Here is a 14,467-nt window from a genome sequence, read left to right on the forward strand (position 1 = left end):
TTCACTCGCCGGGCTCTGACTGGTGACGTCGACGACGTCCCAAAACGTCCGATACCTAACTAGAACGGTACGACGCATAAGCCATTTACTCTCGTAAAGGGATATGTATGCAAACGTTTTCCGACGACCGACGACAGATATACGTACACCCGAACGCGACGGCCGATGACCTCCCCGTTGAGGAAGCGGGCGAACTACCACCGGTCGCCGATGTCGATCCGTTTACGCCGGACAACATGGACGATCCGAAGCTGTATGCCGGCGACGTGATCGTCGGCGTGAACGGTGACGCGGTCTCATTCGTCGAACTCATCGTGGACAAAGGTGAAGACCACGTCATCGTGTATCCGGTCGACACGGGGATCCCGAAAGCGGTCCCGGACAACATCTTCAGCTCCCGGCTGTTCCAGGCGGACCGCGTTCACGTGTTCGAGGCGGTCGGAGAGGAGATCGAGGAGCCGGAGGTGACGTTCGACATCGAGGCGCTCCGGACACCGGACGAGGAGCGCCCCCGGTAACGAACGGAACGCCCCTGCCGGCCCGCGTTGGGAAGCCAACGCGTCCCGGAGTGTCGGCGCACCCTGGAGTGTCGGCGCACCCTGGAGTGTCGGCGCACCCTGGAGTGTCGGCGCACCCTGGAGTGTCGGCGCACCCTGGAGTGTCGGCGCACACTGGCGTGCCGGCGCGGTCGGCAACATGCTTGATTTCAGACGACTGAGACACGATGAAACTCACACGCATCCGCGCACGAAACTACAAATGTATCGACGACACGGGGTGGGTCGAGATCGACGACCTCACCTGCCTCATCGGCAAGAACGAGGCCGGAAAAACCGTCCTCATGGAGGCGATCGAGCGACTCAACCCGGCGCACGGTTCGCCGTCGTTCACCCCGTACGACGACTACCCTCGACGCCGGTGGCCCGAGTATCAGGACCGCCACGAGACGGACCCGGACCCCCTTATCACCGCCGAGTTCGAGCTGGACGACGACGAGCTGGAGCGGCTTCGCGAGCGTGGTGGACGCGCCGAAGACGGCGTCGTAACCGTCACACGGACCTACGCGAACGAGCTTCGCTGGGGGATCGACGTCGACGAGGCCGGCTACGTCGACTGGCTCCGATCGACCCACGGGACACCGGCCGACGCGTCCGCCGACTTATCGGAGGCGTCCACGCTCGCCGAGCTGCGCGTCGCTCTCGAGGAGCACGCGGGCGAGGAGCACGCGGACGAGGGTCCGAAAAACGACACCGGCGACGACGCGAGTGGATCTGACGACGCGGATGCTGAAGATGTGGGCGGAGCCGACGAAGAGACGGACGAGACCGACGGGGCCAACGCTGCCGATCCCCCGCCGCTCGCGGCGGCGCTTCCCGACCCCGACACGGAGCTTGCGGACGTCGTCGGCGAGGCGGTACTGGAGCCATCGCTGCCGGCGTTTCAGTACGTCGGCGAGTACGAGACGCTCGACGGCACGATCGATGTCGAGGCGTTTCTCGACCGCCGCGAAGCCGACGACCGAACGGCGTCCGACCGGGTGTTCGAGTCGCTGCTTTCCGTGGCCGACCTCGATCCGGAGACGCTCCGTGACGACGGCGACTGGCGACGCACCGTGACGGAGCTCGAGACGGCCTCGAGCGAGGTCACGCGGTCGGTCACGCGATACTGGAGCCAGGCGGACGACCTCGAGATCGACCTCCGCGGCGTCGCCGACGGTGACGGTCGGAGTCTCGAGATCCGAGTGGAGAACCCTCACCACGGAGTAACCGTGGAGTTCGACCGGCGGTCGATCGGGTTCCGCTGGTTCTTCTCTACGTTCTGTGCGGTGTACGACCGCCGAGAGACCGACGAGAACGTGGTGCTTTTACTCGACGAGCCCGGGCTCCACCTCCATCCGAAGGCGAAACGCGAGTTTCTGCGGTTCCTCGACGCGGAGATCGCCGACGGGAGCACGCTGGTGTACAGCACCCACTCCCCGTTCATGATCGACGTCGACGCCGCCCATCGGACGAAGATGGTTCATAAGGATCCGGAGACCGGAACGACGGTGCTTTCGGACCCCGACGAAGCTGACGCGTACACGCGGTACCCGGTCCGGAACGTCTTCGAGCTCGACGTGCTGGAGACGCTGATCTCGCGATCGCAGCTACTGCTCGTCGAGGACGGCACAACGTACGAGTATCTGTACAACGTCTCGGAGCTGCTCGAGGCCACGGACGCACCCACGCTCGACCGCGGCTGGACGGTCCTGCCGATCGGGACGCTCGAGAACACTCACACCGTTCGGTCCGTGTTCGACACCACCGGGCAGGAGGTCGCCGTCGTCCACGACGGCTCCGAGCCCTCCGGCTGGGAGCCCCCGGCCGACGTGACCACGGTCGGGATCGGCACGCACGCCCCGGTGTCGGGAGCGGCGACGGTCGAGGATCTCCTCTCGGAGTCGTTCTATCTCGACGTCGTCAGCCGAGCGTACGCGAGCGAGCTGTCGGCGGCCGACGTGCCCGACCGGCTGACGCCGGCCGCGATCGACGACGTCGACCCCGGCGCACCGATCGTCGACCGACTCCGGACGTACTTCGACCGCCACGAGATCGGCCGCGGCTCGTTCGACCGGGCACGCCCCGCGTCGTACCTGCAGACGCACCGTGAGGAGTTCGCAGACGCCGTCGATATGGACACTCGGAAGGCGTTCGGCTCGCTGAACCGCGCGCTCAACGACACCCTCGACACGGTGAGCGACGAGCCGCGGGGCCGGGACCGGTCGTTCCTGGACTCGCTTCTCGGTCGGTGAGAGCCGGTCGTCACCGCGCTCGAACGGAAGGCGTTACGTGACCGGCGCGGCATCGACCGGTATGGACACGCTACACGTCACTGGCGGTCGGGTGCTTCGTCCCGACGGGACTGTGAGCGAGGGTGACGTCCTGGTCGACCGCGAGGCGGGAACGATCCTGGCGGTTGCTCCCGACATCGAGGACACGGAGGCGTTCGACTCCACGGAGACGGATGACGCCGCGGAGACGCTCGACGCCGCCGGCGGACTGGTGATCCCCGGGCTCGTCAACGCCCACACGCACGCCGCGATGACGCTTTTACGCGGATACGCCGACGACAAGCCGCTCGACGCGTGGCTGCGGGAGGACATCTGGCCCGTCGAGGCCGAGCTCACGCCCGACGACATCGAGGTCGGCACGGAGCTCGGCGTCCTCGAAATGATCCGCTCCGGGACGACCGCGTTCGCGGACATGTACTTCGCGATGGACCGAGTCGCGGACGTCGTCGAGCGCGCTGGCGTTCGGGCCCAACTCGGCCACGGCGCGGTGACGGTCGGCAAAGACGAGCCGGACGCGCGTGCCGATGTCGAGGAGAGCGTGGCGGTCGCGGCCGAGCTCGACGGTGCGGCCGACGGGCGGATCCGGACCGCGTTCATGCCCCACTCGCTCACGACGGTCGGCGAGGAGTATCTCCGCGATGGGCTCGAGCGCGCCGCGGAGGCGGGCGTACCGACGCATCTTCACGCGAACGAGACGATCGACGAGATCGATCCGATCGTCGAGGAGCGCGGCGTGCGACCGCTGGAGTACGCCGACGAGATCGGAGCGCTCGGCGAGGGGAACTTCTTCGCGCACGGCGTTCACGTCGATGAGGCTGAGATCGAGCTGCTCGCCGACACCGACACCGCGGTCGTGCACTGTCCGGCCTCGAACATGAAGCTCGCGAGCGGGATCGCTCCGGTCCAACGCATGCGTGAGGCGGGGGTCACGGTCGCGCTCGGGACGGACGGCGCGGCCTCGAACAACGACCTCGACCTGTTCGACGAGATGCGCGACGCTGCGATGGTCGGGAAGCTCGCCGCGGACGACGCGTCCGCCGTCCCCGCCGAGGCGGTCGTGGAGATGGCGACCGCCGCGGGTGCGGATGCGCTCGGCCTTCCGGGCGGACGGATCACGGAGGGTGCGGCCGCCGACCTCGCCGTCGTCGACCTCGACGTGCCGCATCTCACCCCCGTTCACGACCCCGTCTCGCATCTCGCGTACGCGGTCCGCGGGAGCGACGTGCGCCACACGGTGTGTGACGGACGGGTGCTGATGCGCGACCGAGAGGTGCTCACGCTCGACGCCGACACGATCGTGGAGCGTGCGGAACGAGCCGCACACGACCTCGTCGAGCGCGCGACCGAGTGAGTGCCGCGGACCGAACGGGAGCCGTTCGGAGTCATTTATAAACGCTTCCGCGTCCAAGATCGGGTATGTCGCTGCTCGGACGCTATCTCGACTGGTTCAGGGAGCAGGACCATCCGACCCAGATACTCTCCGTACTCGTCCTCTTTGCCGTCCTGTTCGTGCTTGGCGTGTTCACCGCCGGAATCGCCCCCGGCGTGATCATCGTCGCGGTGCTGATCGACCACTGGTACCGAGGCTAGCGCGGGCCGGCGCGTCGGCTCGCTCGAATCGACGATCTCGAACGGGAACGCTTACTTATTAGTCGGTTATGTCGCTCGGTGGTGCAATGAACGTACTCATCACGGGCGCGAGCAGGGGAGTCGGTCGGGCGATCGCGTTGACACTCGCCGACGACCACGACGTCGCAGTCAACTACCGCACGTCGGCGGACGCTGCTGCCGACGTGGTCGAGGCTGCCGAACGAAACGGCAGCACTGCGGTTGCCGTGGAGGCCGATGTCCGCGATCCTCGACCATCTGGAGGCGGTCGACTTTCGCGGACACCGGAACGTCGATACGCATCTGCCCGAGTACGCCTGTCAACCCGAAGCCGTCGCTCACACCGTCGCGTACCTGCTGGAAAACGAGTACGTCCAGGCGAGATCGTCAACGTCAACGGCGGTATGCAGTTCCGGTAGCGGCTCGGTCCCCTCGTGTCTCCACCGTCATGACCGACCTCCCGTACAGGTAGCAGGTCATCAGCTCCCAGTTGCGGACGCCACACCAGTGATCTCGAAGCGTGCGCCGCCGTCTGTGCCATCGGTCACCGCGACCTCCCAGCCGTGTGCTTCGACGATCTCCTTCACGATGAACAGTCCGAGACCGGTTCCGGATTCGGCCGTCGAATACCCTCCCTCGAACACGTCCTCGCGTATCTCTTCGGGGATGCCGGGACCATCATCTTCGACATAAAACCCGGTATCGACTGCTCCCACGGTGACCGTCGTGTGCCCGTCCGTATGATCGACGGCGTTCCGGAACAGATTCTCGAACAGCTGCATCAGTCTGGACCGGTCGGCGCTGATCGCCTTCTCGGTCGTCACGGTAACCGTCACCCGATCCGTTTCGACATGTCGCCGTGCGTTTCTGACGACCGTATCGAGCTGTACCGGCTCGAACTCCTCGATCCTCTCACCCATCCGGGCAAGCACCAGCAACGTCTCGATCAGAGATTCCATGCGGTCGTGTGCTCGTTCGACCGCCTCCAGGTGGTCGCTCTCGCATTCGTGCATCGCCAGTTCGGTCCGTCCGCTGGCGACGTTGAGCGGGTTCCGGAGGTCGTGCGCAATGATCCCGGCAAACGCCTCCAGCTGGTCGTTGCGCCGTTGCAACTCCGCCTGCAACTGCCGTGCATGGGCCAACTGTCCGTAGCTTGCCCCTGCGATGAACCCAAAGATCCCTCCGACGTTCGCGTTGCGAAGGATGAGCTGTCCCTCGTGCAGCGGGGGCAGTGTCAGGCCGGCGTGCTGCGTGAGCATGAGTTGGCTGGTAGTGACCACTACCGCAAGCAGCACCATACAGAGATACCCGGTGAAGCTCCACGTTCCCACAACTGCAGATGACTCACGCCGCCCGAGCTCGACTCCACTCCCTATGAGCACCGCCGGCAGTCCGAGCAGGAAGAGAACGTGAAACGGCAGCGTCCGTGTCGGTGGCCGCCAACTCGGCTCTACGAGAACGACAGCTCCAGTGACGGCGAACCCAGCAGCGATGAGCGCGATCCCCGTTGGTGCTTTCCCACCAACGAGCTCCGTCCAGGCGGTTGTTACCGACATACACCGTTCGAACCTCGAAGCACACCCGTGGTCGCAGTTGGTTCGTTCGTGGCGGACGTGTTTCCGTCTGCCATTACACCGTGTTTGTACTCTCCTTATATAATTCCACTCGATAGCGATAGAACAGTGCACACCGACACGAGCATCGCTCGGCGCGGCTATCGCGGCGATCGATCTCGGGCGCATATTATGCAGTGTAAGATCGAGTAGATGCTTATAAAGGCGTACTCAGCGCGGTGCGGTGTGGTATATAAATGAGCGATGGAGGGGAACCGACTTGGAAGCCCCAGCCGCGACGGCTCGCGCGCACCGGAAGACGATCAACGCGGGGACACGGTTCGCGAGGCCAGTAGCTCGATCGTTACTTATAAACCTCGATCGTATACATGACAAATTCACCATCACAAGCGGTCCGAATGATCACACACTGGCGCTTCAGTGGACGGGTTTCGCGTCGTACTGCCATCTCACGTTTATCGGTCACAACCCGCACGGTTCGTAGGATTTATTATGAACCGCGAACAATCAACGAATGCAATCGAGGTGACCAGCAATGGCACTGCCTGCGAACCCGGCCAGCTCTTGGATGCAGAACCTCGATTTCCCGAGCCGACTGCTCGAAACCAGTGGTAACGACTACGAACTGTACGAGGCGGACGACGAGTTCGTCCTCACCGTCGAGATGCCCGGCTTCGAGCCGGAGGGTATCACCGTCTCGTGGGACGCCGGCGTGTTGAACATCGCCGCCGAACACGAGGACGAACACCGCGGCCAGCGGCGGACGTATCACCGGCGGTTCCGGTTCCCGAAGGACGTCGACGACGAGGAGATCACCGCCGAGTACACGAACGGCATCCTCGAGATCCGGCTGCCGGTGATGACGGACGCCGCCGTCTCCGGAACGGAGATCGAGATCCAGAGCTAACGACGGTCGGTGACGTCGACGACGCAGTGTCGGTGACGGCGCGGCGTCGCGTCGGTGTAGCGTCGAGAGCCTCGAGACGTTTTTTGACGACGTGCGTATCCGGATAGGTGTCTCAATCCCACCCGCCACGCGTCGCGACAGCACCCAGCGCCCGGTGGGCGCTCGGAGGCGCGTACCGACCACACGAGTCGAGTGACGAGAGCTGTGACGCGAGGGTGGCGGCGAACGGCGCTCACAGGAACGGCCGCCAGTAGTACGGGCTGATGAACCCCTCGATGACGGCCGCGACCGCGATCAGGATACCGACGCCCACGAGCACCCAGAACGCCCGTTCGAGCGCGTCCGCGAACCCGGCACGATCGGTGCGTCCACGAAGCGTCTGCCAGCCGACCACGCCGAGATAGATACCGAGCGCGCCGGCAACGACGATGGCTGGAATCTCGAAGATCCCGTGCGGGATCACGAACGCGACGAGCACGAGCAGATTCTCCTCTAACGCCGCGACCGCGCCGAGCACGACCCCGTTGAAGGCGATCGACGACAGCGCCGGTACCACGAGCGCCACGCCGGCCAGCGCCGTCGAGATGGCGACCGTCCAGTTGTTCCCGAAGAACTCTACGGTCGCCGCCGGCGGAAGATGGCCGACCAGCCGCGCCTCGATCGAAGTCGGCACCACGTCGACGAACGGTGCGGCGACCATCCAGCCGACGACACCGGCACCGATCCCGACTGCGAGCGTCAGGAGGTGCAGCCCCGGCGTCGCGCGCACGAAGGCGATCATCTCGCTCCACCCGCGTCGAACGCCGCCAACGAACTGAGCGCGAACCCCGACCTCGGGCGGAGCCACCGGATCGACCCGTCCGCGGTAGTCGCCGTAGAGAACGGTCTTGAGGAGGTCGAGCGCGGGCGCGACGACGACCGCGCTGACGAGCGCGACGGCCGCCCCGCCGCCGACGAACGCGAGCCCGGAGCCGATGGAGGAGACCGCGACCAGGACGCCGACGGCCACGACGAGATAGGCGGCCGCGTCGGCGGGGTTCGCCCGAACGAACCCGCCAGCGCCGGAGACCGACTCGACGACGGTCGCGTCGTCGACGACGACCGCCGCGGGGGCGAACGCGAACAGGATCCGGATCCCGAGAAGCACGAACAGCCCGACGAGCAGCGCGGCGAGCGCGACGAGCGCCCCGAGCACCGGATTGACGAGAAACGCGGCGGTGACCGCAAGCGACGCGAGCAGGAGCACGCCGATCCACAGCAGGATCTCCGCGAGATACAGCCCGAGGAACGTGAGCCAGTGGTCACGGACCCCCGCGATCCCCGCGGTGAGCCCCTGCTCGGAGCGGAGCCGCGCGAGCACGGCGGTCATCTGTCCCGCGGAGACCGCGGCGTACGAGAACGCCGCGAGAAGCACCGTCAGGACGACGCCGACGACGAGCAGCGCGATCGTCGTCGGCGAGAACACCGTCTCGACGATCGGGAGCAGCTGCTCGGCCCACTGCTCGACCGCGTCCGGATTCTCCTCGATCCACTGCTCGACCGCCTCGGGATCCTCCGTCTCGACGGGTGGAGAGGTGATGTCGACGTCGGCGACCGCCTCACGAGCTCGTGCGAGGCGACCGGACAGTTCGAGGTGGAGGTACACGCCGACGAGCGCGAGGAACGCGCCCGTCCGGGCGATTATCGGGACGGCGGTCCCGAGCAGGTAGAAGGGCAGCAGGTCAGCGGGACGCCGCCGGAGGGTCGAAACCACGGCGCTGACGGCTGTCGAGAGGTCCATGTCGCTACGTTTGGCGAGGATCCCTTAAAATCCGCGAGTCGACGGCCGGGTGACGTGCGCGGAGCCCGCCGCGCCGTCCGCCAGCGACCGACTTACTCCTCGGGGATCGCATCCTCGCCGTCGGTCACATCCTCGCCGTCGGTCGAATCCACACTGCCTCGCTCGTCCATCATCGTCGCGGCGCGCGTCGCCCAGCCGGTGTAGCCGAACCCCCAGGCGACGACGCCCGCCATCCAGCAGTACGCGAGAAACACGCCCACGTACGCCCCCTCCGGGCCGAACCCGAGGGTCCGACCGAGCAGCCACGAAAGCCCCAGAAAGGAGCCGAACATCCCGGTCACCCGCGCGACGAACGGGATACGCGTCTCGCTCGCGCCCTGCAGGGAGCCGGACAGCGAGGAGAACGCAACCAGTGCCGCGCCGGCAAACCCGTACACGCGGGCGAACTCGACCGCGTACGCCGCCGTCTCCGGGTCCGAGGTGAAAAGCGTCACCAGCCACGGCGCGAGCACGACGAGGCCGAGCCCGATCGTTCCCACCGTGAGCACGCCGAGCCCACCGACCGCCCAGCCGTTGAACCGGGCGTCAGTGGGGTCGCCCGCGCCGAGCGCCTGGCCGACGAGCACCGAGGCGGCGACGTTGTACCCCCGCGAGAGCGGACCGGTCACCTGCTGGTACACGCGGCGGCCGATCTGGAAGCCGGCGTTGACGGCCTCGCCGAAGCCGAGCAGGAGCGCGTTGAACGGGAACTCCGCGATCTCGGAGCCGAACCCCTCGGCCATCCGCGGCGCGCTCACGCGGAGCAGCTGGCGGGCGATGGTGAGATCCCGCGGGCGGACGAAGCTCGCGTCGGTCCACGAGCCGTAGATCGCCGCACACAGAAGCCCCGCGGTGAGGACGTTCGCCGCGGCCGTCGAGAGCCCGACGCCGACGATCTCCAGCCGCGGGAGCCCGAACAGCCCGAGTCCGAGCAGGACGCTGCCGGCGATGTTGACGGAGTTGGCGACCACGTTGACGTACATCGGCGTGCGGGTGTCGCCGGTGCCCTGCAGCGAACGTGCGGCGACGAGCGCGACGTGTCTGGCTGGCGCGGTCGCGAACACGATCGCGAGGTAGACGGAGCCGAGCGCGACGACCGCGGGCGGCGTCTCCTGCCCGACGAGCCGACCGAACACGTCGATCGCGAACTCGCCGAACAGCGCGCCGAAGACGACGAACGGGACGCCCGCGAGCGCGCCGATCAGGATCGCCTGCGTCACCGCCTCGTCGCGCGTACGTGTCGCGCCCGCGCCGGTGTCCTGTGAGGATAAGGCGATCGCGCCACCCCCGAGCCCGAGCCCGATCCGGAGCGGAAACCGAGCGTACAGGTCCGCGAGGCCGATGGCGACGACCGCGGCCGGCGAGAACAGCGCAGTGACCACGATGTCGGTGGTCCGCATCGCGGTGCGGAACGTCTGCTCGGCCATGACTGGCCACGCGAGCGAGAACACGCGCTTCCAGACGCGCCGCAGCCGCGAGAGCTCCATACGACCACGACCACGGGCCCCGCCGGCTTTTAAACACCGAAGGCGGTCGACGCCGCCGGCTGTGGCGGGGGACCGAGTCGATGAACTGCGGGGGGTGCCGTGTGGCCGGGAGCGTCGTGCCGCGACCGCCCGAACGTTGAAACGCCGCGGGCACCCGGTGTGGACATGGACGTCTTCGTGTACGGCACCCTGACGGATCCGGCCCGCGTCGGCGACCACCTCGACTCGTTCGTGTTCGTCGGGCCGGCGACGCTCCACGGGCTGCATCTCGTCGACGGGCGCTACCCCACGCTCGCGCCGGGCGGCAAAACGGCGGGTCGGCTGCTCCGGACCGACGAGGTCGACGCGCTCGACGCGTACGAACGCGTCGACGACGGACTGTACGTCCGGGTGACGGTGCCGCTCGACGGCGGCGAGCGCCATCCCGCCGAGGCGACGGTGTACGTCGGCGACCCCGATCGCCTCGACGCGACGGCGACGTGGCCCGGCGAAGGGCCGTTCGCGGAGCGCGTTCGGTCACACCTCGCGACCGCGGACGTGCGCGTGGCCGTCGACGACTAGATCGCGGGCGTATTGCCCGAACCACACACGCGTGTTGGCGAGATAACACCAGTCAGACGGAGGGATGACGGCGGTCGAGTCGGGCGGTTTCACTTTCACTCCGGGTGGCCTACCTTTTTATGTTCGGAGGTGCTTCGTCTAGTTGCACGTCACACGCGTGCATTCCCCCATTTCCCCCTTTCGATGCGTCCACGAGGCGCGGCCTCGTCGCGATCGTCGACGCGCGGTCGTCCCGTTCTCGTCGACGCGCGGTCGTCCCGTTCTCGTCGACGCGCGGTCGTCCCGTTCTCGTCGACGCGCGGTCGTCCCGTTCTCGTCGACGCGCGGTCGTCCCGTTCTCGTCGACGCGCGGTCGTCCCGTTCTCGTCGACGCGCGGTCGTCCCGTTCTCGTCGACGCGCGGTCGTCCCGTTCTCGTCGACGCGCGGTCGTCCCGTTCTCGTCGACGCGCGGTTCCAGTGTGCTCGCCGACCGGAATCGATTAGCCGCCGCCGCCGCCATCACGTCGTATGCTCACGCTATCCGACATCGAGGCGGCCCGCGATCGCGTGTATCGGGCCGCGCGCCACACGCCCCAACAGCGCTCGCGCACCTTCTCCGAGATGACCGGCGCGTCGGTCCACCTCAAACTGGAGACGTTCCAGCGGACGGGCGCGTTCAAGATCCGCGGCGCGATGAACCGGATCGCGACGCTCTCCGAGACGGAGCGCGAGGCCGGCGTCGTCACCGCCAGCGCCGGCAACCACGCACAGGGCGTCGCGCTCGCCGCCGACAGGGCCGGCGTCGACGCCACCATCGTGATGCCGAAGTTCGCGCCGGTCTCGAAGGTGAAAGCCACCCGCGGCTACGGCGCGACGGTCGTGCTCGACGGCGTCGACTACGACGAGGCCGCCGAGCGTGCCCACGCGATCGAGCGGAACGAGGGGCGCACGTACGTCCACGCCTTCGACGACCCCGTGGTGATGGCCGGACAGGGAACGATCGGACTGGAGGTCGTCGAGGACCGACCGGATCTCGACACGGTCGTCGTGCCGATCGGCGGCGGCGGCCTGATAAGCGGGATCGCGGTCGCGGTGACGGAGCTGCTCGACGACGTCCGCGTCGTCGGGGTGCAGGCGGAGGGGGCCGCCTCCGCGGCGGAGTCGCTGCGCCGCGGCGAGCGCTACGAGATCGACTCGGTCGACACGATCGCCGACGGGATCGCGACGCGCGCGGTCGGCGAGCGGACGCTGGAGGTGATGACGGAGTACGTCGACGAGGTCGTCACCGTCGACGACCGCGAGATCGCGTTAGCGCTCACACTCCTGTTAGAGCGCTCGAAAACGCTCGTCGAGGGCGCGGGCGCGGTGCCGCTGGCCGCCGTGCTCTCGGAGGCGTTCGCGTACGAGGACGACGAGACGATCGTCGCCACGCTGTGTGGCGGCAACATCGACCTCAACCGCCTCACGACGATCGTCAGGCGCGGGCTGATGCAGATGGGTCGGTATCTGAAGGTGACGATCGACCTGAAGGACCGGCCCGGGGAGCTCGAGCGCGTCTCGAGCATCGTCGCGCGCGCCGGCGCGAACGTGTACGCGGTGCATCACGACCGGACCTCCCGCGACGTCGCGGTCAACGCCGCGGAGCTCGAACTCGAACTGGAGACGGACGACGCCGAACACGCAGCCGATATCATCGACGAGCTGGAGGCGCACGGGTACGACGTCGAGACGTTGTCGTAGCGTCGGATCGACGGCGTCGGACCGGTGTAGACCCCGGGCGTCGGCGGCGAAACGGTGCCGGCTCCCGACACGCACCGTGCGTATTTAGGCCGTTCCGCCCCTTTCGAATCCGTAATGGAGTACGTCCAAGAGCGCGTGACCACGCTCCACGCGCTGACGGACCGTCGCCCGAGTGCGCCGACCGACCGCGCGACCGTGGTCGTGCCGATGGCGGAACGGGAGTGCCGGACGCCGGCGGCCGACCACGTGCTGTCGACGCTGGAGACGATCGATCCCGCACGGGTGGTCGTCCCGCTACGGGCCCCCAGGAACCGCGTCGGCCCGATAGCGGGCTGGCTCGAGGGGTTCGATCTCGAGATAGAGACGCTGTGGTGTGACGGTCCGCGGCTGGCGTCGCTTTTGACAAACAACGGACTCGACGGCGACCGGGGGAAAGGCCGGGACGTCTGGCTCGGGCTCGGGCGAGCGCTCTCGACGGAGTTCGTCGTCGTCCACGACGCGGACACGAGCACGTACTCGCCGGCGTTCGTGAACCGACTGCTGTTCCCGCTCGCCCGTGGCCACGAGTTCTCGAAGGGGTACTACGCCCGCGTCGAGGACGGCCGCCTGTACGGACGACTGTTCCGCCTGCTGTTCAGACCGCTCGTCCGTGCGTTGGCGGGCGATAAGCGCGAAGCGCGGGGCGGGGACGCGACCGATCGTCCCGGCGACGACGACGTTGTCGCGTATCTGGAGTCGTTTCGCTACGCGCTCGCGGGAGAGTTCGCCGCGACGAGCGAGCTCGTGAGTCGGATCCGCGTCCAGCGCGGCTGGGGGCTCGAGGTGGGGACGCTCGGCGAGGCGTTCGCTCACGCCGGCTTCGAGGCGAGCGCGCAGGTCGATCTCGGCCGATACGAACACGACCACCGCACGGTCGACGGGGCGGCCGGACTCGCCGACATGAGCGAGGCGGTCGCCGCGGCGACGTTCCGTGCCGTCGAGGACCACGGCGTCGACGTCGACTACGCCACGTTAACGGAGCGATACTGCGCGGCCGCGGAGCGTCTGATCGACGGCTACGAGGCGGACGCCGCGTTCAACGGGCTCTCGTACGACCGTGATGGCGAACGCGAACAGGTCGAGACGTACGCGACGGCGCTCCGCGATCCGGGACCGGACACCCGCCTCCCGGCGTGGCAAGACGCGCCGATCGACCCGGAGTCGGTGGCCACGGCAGCCGCCGCCGACCTCGCGGCCGCACGGAAACGCCCGGAGGAGCCCACGAGTCACGAGGAGCTCACAAGCCACGAGGAGGTCCCGAGCCATGACTGAGGGGGCCGCCAACGGGAGTGACGGAGGAGCCAGTCGATCGGAGGGAGCCAGCGTCGCCGCGCGCGACGAGCTCGCCGGCGTCGTCGACCTGTTCGACGCGCTCACTCGGGAGGAGCTGGCACGGGCGCTCTCGGAGCTCGCGTTCAAGCAGCGGACGGAGACGAACGAGGAGGCGATCGCGGCGGCGATCGACGCCGGGATCGCCGAGTACTACCTCGTGAGTGCACCAGAGGAGGCGGTCGATGTGGCTGGCGCTGACGAGGACGACGGCGGGAGCGTCGACGACGGGGGCGTCGACGACGGGGGCGACGAGTCGTTTCTCGCGGTCGGTCCGGCGGCGTTTCCGACGCTCCCGCCGAACGCGACCGACCTCCCGTACATTCTCGACGTGCCGGACCGCGAGGTCGACCGCGAGCGGCTAGCCGACGTGGTCTACAACCGGCTCCGGGACGACGCGCTCGAGGCGATGTCGGCCGGTGCCGACGATCGACTGGAGACCCTGATCGACGTCACCTACGACCTGGAGGCGTGGGCACCGGTCGATGCGAGCCCGATACGCGAGCGGCTCGTCGACGAGGTCGGGTGAGCCGGGATCCGTCACCAGTCGAGGGGAAACGGAGAAACGTTAACACCGCCGGAGCGCGTTTCCC

Annotated in this window: 14 protein-coding genes; 10 read left to right on the forward strand and 4 right to left on the reverse strand. The window is 67.7% G+C overall.

Annotated elements, in window-relative coordinates; translation table 11 throughout:
• The first annotated feature begins 107 nt into the window (after window positions 1–107).
• From ACYQ0R_RS00055 to ACYQ0R_RS00075, 5 genes are all read left to right on the forward strand, one after another.
• Window positions 108–518, forward strand: a complete 411-nt coding sequence (locus tag ACYQ0R_RS00055) for a hypothetical protein (RefSeq protein WP_459820278.1) — start codon at window positions 108–110, stop codon at window positions 516–518.
• A gap of 206 nt (window positions 519–724) precedes the next feature.
• Window positions 725–2,791, forward strand: a complete 2,067-nt coding sequence (locus ACYQ0R_RS00060; RefSeq protein WP_459820279.1) for an AAA family ATPase — start codon at window positions 725–727, stop codon at window positions 2,789–2,791.
• A gap of 61 nt (window positions 2,792–2,852) precedes the next feature.
• Complete coding sequence (locus ACYQ0R_RS00065; RefSeq protein ID WP_459820280.1) at window positions 2,853–4,181, forward strand: amidohydrolase; 1,329 nt, start codon at window positions 2,853–2,855, stop codon at window positions 4,179–4,181.
• A gap of 65 nt (window positions 4,182–4,246) precedes the next feature.
• Entirely contained in the window at window positions 4,247–4,420 is a 174-nt protein-coding gene (locus ACYQ0R_RS00070; RefSeq protein ID WP_459820281.1) for a hypothetical protein, read from the forward strand.
• A gap of 86 nt (window positions 4,421–4,506) precedes the next feature.
• Window positions 4,507–4,857 carry an SDR family NAD(P)-dependent oxidoreductase gene (locus ACYQ0R_RS00075; protein ID WP_459820282.1) on the forward strand — a complete coding sequence of 117 codons (351 nt, stop codon included), beginning with the start codon at window positions 4,507–4,509 and terminating at the stop codon, window positions 4,855–4,857.
• 60 nt (window positions 4,858–4,917) lie between these two features.
• Here the strand turns inward: ACYQ0R_RS00075 and ACYQ0R_RS00080 are convergent, their stop codons facing one another.
• Entirely contained in the window at window positions 4,918–5,994 is a 1,077-nt protein-coding gene (locus ACYQ0R_RS00080) for a sensor histidine kinase (protein ID WP_459820283.1), read from the reverse strand.
• A 553-nt stretch (window positions 5,995–6,547) separates the two neighbouring features.
• Between ACYQ0R_RS00080 and ACYQ0R_RS00085 the strand changes: the two genes are divergently transcribed.
• Window positions 6,548–6,919, forward strand: coding sequence for an Hsp20/alpha crystallin family protein (locus ACYQ0R_RS00085; RefSeq protein ID WP_459820284.1), 372 nt, complete (start codon window positions 6,548–6,550; stop codon window positions 6,917–6,919).
• Window positions 6,920–7,151: 232 nt separating this feature from the next.
• Here ACYQ0R_RS00085 and ACYQ0R_RS00090 read toward each other — a convergent pair whose 3' ends face one another.
• Together ACYQ0R_RS00090 and ACYQ0R_RS00095 are read right to left on the reverse strand one after the other, a co-directional pair.
• Window positions 7,152–8,699 carry a stage II sporulation protein M gene (locus ACYQ0R_RS00090; RefSeq protein WP_459820285.1) on the reverse strand — a complete coding sequence of 516 codons (1,548 nt, stop codon included), beginning with the start codon at window positions 8,697–8,699 and terminating at the stop codon, window positions 7,152–7,154.
• 92 nt (window positions 8,700–8,791) lie between these two features.
• Window positions 8,792–10,225, reverse strand: coding sequence for an MATE family efflux transporter (locus ACYQ0R_RS00095; RefSeq protein ID WP_459820286.1), 1,434 nt, complete (start codon window positions 10,223–10,225; stop codon window positions 8,792–8,794).
• Window positions 10,226–10,390: 165 nt separating this feature from the next.
• Between ACYQ0R_RS00095 and ACYQ0R_RS00100 the strand changes: the two genes are divergently transcribed.
• Window positions 10,391–10,786, forward strand: a complete 396-nt coding sequence (locus ACYQ0R_RS00100) for a gamma-glutamylcyclotransferase family protein (RefSeq protein ID WP_459820287.1) — start codon at window positions 10,391–10,393, stop codon at window positions 10,784–10,786.
• 149 nt (window positions 10,787–10,935) lie between these two features.
• On the opposite strand, the gene ACYQ0R_RS00105 is transcribed toward ACYQ0R_RS00100, so the two are convergent.
• Entirely contained in the window at window positions 10,936–11,286 is a 351-nt protein-coding gene (locus ACYQ0R_RS00105; protein ID WP_459820288.1) for a hypothetical protein, read from the reverse strand.
• A gap of 8 nt (window positions 11,287–11,294) precedes the next feature.
• Here ACYQ0R_RS00105 and ilvA point away from each other — a divergent pair, with 8 nt between their 5' ends.
• The 3 genes from ilvA (at window position 11,295) to ACYQ0R_RS00120 (ending at window position 14,403) form a co-directional block, all read left to right on the forward strand.
• Window positions 11,295–12,506, forward strand: coding sequence for a threonine ammonia-lyase (gene ilvA, locus ACYQ0R_RS00110; RefSeq protein ID WP_459820289.1), 1,212 nt, complete (start codon window positions 11,295–11,297; stop codon window positions 12,504–12,506).
• 114 nt (window positions 12,507–12,620) lie between these two features.
• Window positions 12,621–13,817: a glycosyltransferase family protein gene (locus tag ACYQ0R_RS00115; protein WP_459820290.1), complete on the forward strand. Its 1,197-nt coding sequence runs from the start codon at window positions 12,621–12,623 to the stop codon at window positions 13,815–13,817.
• Window positions 13,810–14,403: a DUF7109 family protein gene (locus tag ACYQ0R_RS00120; protein ID WP_459820291.1), complete on the forward strand. Its 594-nt coding sequence runs from the start codon at window positions 13,810–13,812 to the stop codon at window positions 14,401–14,403. The genes ACYQ0R_RS00115 and ACYQ0R_RS00120 overlap by 8 nt, the downstream gene beginning before the upstream one ends.
• The last annotated feature ends 64 nt before the right edge of the window (window positions 14,404–14,467 follow it).

The sequence above is a fragment of the Halorubrum luteum genome (assembly GCF_054652935.1).

Coding starts and splice junctions, on each gene's coding strand:
- ACYQ0R_RS00085 (WP_459820284.1), top strand. CDS start 6,548: ATGGCACTGCCTGCGAACCCGGCCAGCTCTTGGATGCAGAACCTCGAT.
- ACYQ0R_RS00090 (WP_459820285.1), bottom strand. CDS start 8,699: ATGGACCTCTCGACAGCCGTCAGCGCCGTGGTTTCGACCCTCCGGCGG.
- ACYQ0R_RS00105 (WP_459820288.1), bottom strand. CDS start 11,286: ATGGCGGCGGCGGCGGCTAATCGATTCCGGTCGGCGAGCACACTGGAA.
- ACYQ0R_RS00070 (WP_459820281.1), top strand. CDS start 4,247: ATGTCGCTGCTCGGACGCTATCTCGACTGGTTCAGGGAGCAGGACCAT.
- ACYQ0R_RS00095 (WP_459820286.1), bottom strand. CDS start 10,225: ATGGAGCTCTCGCGGCTGCGGCGCGTCTGGAAGCGCGTGTTCTCGCTC.
- ilvA (WP_459820289.1), top strand. CDS start 11,295: ATGCTCACGCTATCCGACATCGAGGCGGCCCGCGATCGCGTGTATCGG.
- ACYQ0R_RS00075 (WP_459820282.1), top strand. CDS start 4,507: ATGAACGTACTCATCACGGGCGCGAGCAGGGGAGTCGGTCGGGCGATC.
- ACYQ0R_RS00080 (WP_459820283.1), bottom strand. CDS start 5,994: ATGTCGGTAACAACCGCCTGGACGGAGCTCGTTGGTGGGAAAGCACCA.
- ACYQ0R_RS00065 (WP_459820280.1), top strand. CDS start 2,853: ATGGACACGCTACACGTCACTGGCGGTCGGGTGCTTCGTCCCGACGGG.
- ACYQ0R_RS00055 (WP_459820278.1), top strand. CDS start 108: ATGCAAACGTTTTCCGACGACCGACGACAGATATACGTACACCCGAAC.
- ACYQ0R_RS00100 (WP_459820287.1), top strand. CDS start 10,391: ATGGACGTCTTCGTGTACGGCACCCTGACGGATCCGGCCCGCGTCGGC.
- ACYQ0R_RS00120 (WP_459820291.1), top strand. CDS start 13,810: ATGACTGAGGGGGCCGCCAACGGGAGTGACGGAGGAGCCAGTCGATCG.
- ACYQ0R_RS00060 (WP_459820279.1), top strand. CDS start 725: ATGAAACTCACACGCATCCGCGCACGAAACTACAAATGTATCGACGAC.
- ACYQ0R_RS00115 (WP_459820290.1), top strand. CDS start 12,621: ATGGAGTACGTCCAAGAGCGCGTGACCACGCTCCACGCGCTGACGGAC.